The organism is Methylorubrum podarium (assembly GCF_022179745.1).
GTDB classification, from domain to species: domain Bacteria; phylum Pseudomonadota; class Alphaproteobacteria; order Rhizobiales; family Beijerinckiaceae; genus Methylobacterium; species Methylobacterium podarium.
In genome coordinates, this window is the sequence record NZ_BPRD01000323.1 from 1 (window position 1) to 3,995 (window position 3,995).

Here is a 3,995-nt window from a genome sequence, read left to right on the forward strand (position 1 = left end):
CGTCGGCGATCCTTCGCTGGTGGATACAGAATCAGTTGCGGCGAAGGTGGTCGGCCGGGCCAATCGCATGGTTGCCCGAGTGGCGATAGGCATCAGTTTCGCCACGATCGGCGATCTTGCCCTTTTGCATGGCGGTGTACGCACCTCGGTTCGTGCTCAAAACCTCGTCGGCCTGTGATCCGGGGACAGTGAATTCGTGCCCCCAGGCATTAAACGTCGCGGCCTGGGCAAGGGCAGGAGCGGCAGCCGCACCGAAACTCAGGGCGATGGCGGCAGCAACGGAAGCAAGGCGGTTGGTCATGGCATCCATCCTTCAGTGACGGTCGCCCTCCGAACGGAGGCTGTGTCGTCCCGTCTGATGGCTAGTTCGCCGGCCGATGCCAGATCGAGGTGCCGTTGCGCACGCGAGAAGAACCTCCACTTCCGTCGCCGTGGAGAGCCTGTTCGCGCGGCGCCGAGGCCCATGCCCCAACGGCTTGGCAGTCGACCACGGTCGCGGCACCCGGGGAAGAGGCGGCAAGCAACGTCAACGCCGTCGCAGCGGCGGCGGAAGAGCTCGGCGCCTCGGTGCAGGAGCTCAGCGGTGCGGTAGCCCGGATCGGGGACGTGGTGACGCTGATATCGTAGATCGCCAGCCAGCCCACCCTGGCGCTCCTCTCGAAGGCCGGCGTGATGACGGTCGATCGCGTGCCGCTCGCCGCCTCGCAGAAGGGCGGATCGGCCGGCTCGATCGAGACAGGGCCAACCGGCCTGCGAGACAAGGGTCGGGACGCGGCCTAGGTGCGCTTGCTCATGTTACCGCCACTCGTACCGTTGCAGCAGCAGCCACCCGTCTTGCTCTTCTTGGCATGGTTCATCGCCATACCGCCTTTGCCGCACATCATCGCGCCCTTCCCCTTGGCACCTCCGCAGCAGCTCATGGCAAGAGCTGGGGCAATGCAGAGCATCAGCAGGGCAGTCGCGGTCACAAATACGGTCTTCACGGGCGCGCTTCCTCCAAACTCTGCACTGTGCCGGATCAGCCCGCTCCTTACCACGGTGAGAAGGTCAATTCCCTCTTTCCCGTCTCGCACATTGATAGCGGCCGGCGTGGTCGGATGGATCGGTGAAGAATTGGTCTGGGACAATGCTTCGGCAAAGCATCACCGTTTCAGTCTGCGTGGGCGATCGCGCTCACCAGTTGCCGCGGGCGGTAAGGCTTTTGAACGAACTGCCCGGCATCAGGCATCTGGTCGCTGGTGAACCACTGCCGGCCTGATGTCACGACGAGTCGAACATGCGGCCAGCGCTCGGCGACGTGAGCAGCCAAGGTCAACCCATCCATCTCCCCCGGCATGTTGATGTCGGTGAAGAGCACGCCGATGTCGTCGCGGCCTTCGAGGATCGGCAATGCCTCATCGGCCGTGGCCGCCTGCAACACGGTCAGTCCCTCATCCTCCAAGATGTCGGTGGCGAGCATGCGCAGCAGGTTATCGTCTTCGACAACCAACACGACGGCAGAAACGAAGGGTGGGTGCGGGCTCATAGCCTACTAACCGCATCGTTCATGGCCCAGTTTCGTCGAGTTTCTCTCGACACCTGTCTGTCGTACGAATTGTTTCAGCCACCCTGCCTCGCTCGGTTCGAACACAGTGTGGCTCTGTCGGCTCATCAGCCCGCACCGACGGCCTCTCGGAGAAGCGCCCAGAACGCTTGGTGCTCGGGACCGCTGCGTCGTCCGGCCAGAAAGTCGGAGAGAGGGATGTCGGCAACGTTTCCGCCCGACGCCTCGTTGCTCGCGTGTCGAACGAAGGTGTGCCCTGAAGCCTCATCAACGACGAGGTACCAGCGATCACCATTCGGGCTGGCGTAAATCTCGCGCATACGGCCCTCGTCTCAGCAACGCCGAGCCTACTCGCGCAGACCGAACCATGCGAGGGGTCTACTCGGATTAGAGCAGACCGCGCAGTTCGCCGGCGGTTCGATCGCAAGCCAGCCTCGTTGGAAGCGACTGCGGCGCGCCGATGCTCTCGCTCCTGAAGGTGGTGAGGTTTCCGGAGGCGATCAACGACACGCTCGCGCTGATCCCCGCCGCGCAACCGGGCGTGGGACACGCCAAAGTCACGGAAGCGGCGAAGCTTATCGCCAGCGGCGGCCTGCGGCCGGGGCTCACGGACTGGATGCCAGTATTCGTCGGACTGCTCCTCTACGATCCGGGCCGTCGATACGTCCCCGCAGCCTCGCGGGCCATGAACGGTCTCTTGAGAGCTGGCCGATCAAGCTGGGCCGCCCGGCCTGGCGCGTCGCGCAAGCCGAGACGAACCAAGCTCTCGGCGCTCGCGACGATAGCGGCGAGCCGCATTCCGCATCGCTCCGGGCCTGCGGGTATCGTTGCGTAGCACCGAAGTCGCGAACGGGCCCGCCTTCACAGCGGCGGCCGGGTTGGTCGTGTCCTTGTCTTCGCCAAATCGATAGACCGGCAGAACCATAGCGTTCAGAATCGCAGGCGAGCAGGTAAAGGTATTTGCGTAACTTAAACTTGAAATTTACCAGCCTCTCGGAATTTCATAGCGTAACCGATCTGAACTCATTTGTTTCTCAGCGGTCCGTAGCAAACTGCCTCAGGAAAGGCGGTGAGCATGGTAAGCCGGGCAGATTTCGAGCGGTATCTACGGCCGACACGTTCGCCATGGCTGCTGGCGGCGCTGAACCTCCTGTGTGTGGTTGGCCTCTGTGCCGTCTCGGCTTTCATGCTCTGGGACATGCGCCGTGATGCCGAGCGTCGTGCAACAGCGGCCGCGCAGAGCCTCGTCCAGGTGCTCAGCCGCGACATCGCCCGCAGCGTCGCGATGTATGACCTCTCGCTGCGCGCGATCGTCGATGGCTGGCGCCTGCCAGCCGTCATGAACGCTGATCCGGAGACGCGCCAGCTCATCCTGTTCGACCGAGCCGCAAACGCTGAGAACTTCGGCCACACGCTTGTATTCGACCGTACCGGCAAACTGATCATCAGCTCGAAGTCCCTCAACCCCGAGCCGCTAAGCTACGCGGATCGCGAGTACTTCCAGCATCATGCTACCCATGCGGACCTCGGTCTGCATGTCAGCGCACCGATCGTGTCGCGGCTCACCGGCCGGTGGGCGCTGATCATCAGCCGCCGCCTATCCAACCCGGACGGCTCCTTCGCCGGCGTGGTGCTCGGCTCGATCTATCTCGACTACTTCCGCCACCTGTTTGCGGCCATCGATCCGGATCACGCCGGTACGGTGACGCTGTATGGGCCCGGCGGCACCATCGTCATGCGTGAGCCCTTCGACGAGCAGTTGGTGGGGCGCAGCGTCTCGGCGACCGATAGCTACCAGCGCATGCTGCAAACCCGGCAGGGCGTGTTCACAGGCCCGGCCATGATCGGCCAGGGTACGCGCACCTTCGCATTCGCGCAGGTCGGCGAGTTGCCGCTGCAGCTGAGCATCGCGCTGACGGACGAAGACATCTACGCGGCTTGGTGGCAGAAGGCGCTCGTGCTTGCCGCTGTGGTTCTAAGCCTGTGCGCCACCACCGTCGTGCTGACCACGCTATTCCGGCGCGAGTTGACCCGGCGCAGGGCGGCGCAGCGCGCAACCGCCGCGCTGAACGCAGAGTTGCAGCAACTGGCCAGTACGGACGCGCTGACGGGACTCGGCAACCGGCGTCGGTTCGACGAAGTGCTGGCGCGCGAGTGTCGGCGGGCGACGCGCACCGGTAAGCCCTTGTCACTGTTGATCTTGGACGCCGACTACTTCAAAGGCTTCAACGATCGTTACGGGCATCAGCAGGGTGACGCGGCGCTGCGGTTCATCGCTCAGGCGATGCAAGGCACAATCCACGCTTCGTCGGACACCGCTTACCGCATCGGCGGCGAAGAGTTTTCGGTCATTCTGCCGGACACCGAGGAGTCTGGTGCTGAAGCGGCGGCCAACCGCATCCGGCAGGCGGTGCTCGCGCAGGCGGTGCCGCACGCCGGATGCGGTTGGCCG

General features: G+C 64.1%; 6 protein-coding genes. 2 read left to right on the forward strand and 4 right to left on the reverse strand.

Annotated features, from left to right (window positions below):
• Nucleotides 1–31: 31 nt before the first annotated feature.
• The 4 genes from MFF42_RS16175 to MFF42_RS16190 form a co-directional block, all read right to left on the reverse strand.
• Entirely contained in the window at nucleotides 32–301 is a 270-nt protein-coding gene (locus MFF42_RS16175; protein ID WP_238256667.1) for a hypothetical protein, read from the reverse strand.
• A gap of 475 nt (nucleotides 302–776) precedes the next feature.
• Entirely contained in the window at nucleotides 777–983 is a 207-nt protein-coding gene (locus MFF42_RS16180) for a hypothetical protein (protein ID WP_238256668.1), read from the reverse strand.
• A 167-nt stretch (nucleotides 984–1,150) separates the two neighbouring features.
• Complete coding sequence (locus MFF42_RS16185) at nucleotides 1,151–1,525, reverse strand: response regulator (RefSeq protein WP_238256669.1); 375 nt, start codon at nucleotides 1,523–1,525, stop codon at nucleotides 1,151–1,153.
• Nucleotides 1,526–1,650: 125 nt separating this feature from the next.
• The gene (locus MFF42_RS16190) at nucleotides 1,651–1,863 is read right to left on the reverse strand and encodes a hypothetical protein (protein ID WP_238256670.1); all 213 of its coding nucleotides are present in this window, start codon (nucleotides 1,861–1,863) and stop codon (nucleotides 1,651–1,653) included.
• A 140-nt stretch (nucleotides 1,864–2,003) separates the two neighbouring features.
• Here MFF42_RS16190 and MFF42_RS16195 point away from each other — a divergent pair, with 140 nt between their 5' ends.
• Entirely contained in the window at nucleotides 2,004–2,378 is a 375-nt protein-coding gene (locus tag MFF42_RS16195) for a type 2 periplasmic-binding domain-containing protein (RefSeq protein ID WP_238256671.1), read from the forward strand.
• Nucleotides 2,379–2,618: 240 nt separating this feature from the next.
• On the forward strand, nucleotides 2,619–3,995 hold a 1,377-nt coding region (locus tag MFF42_RS16200), incomplete at its 3' end, for a diguanylate cyclase domain-containing protein (RefSeq protein WP_238256672.1).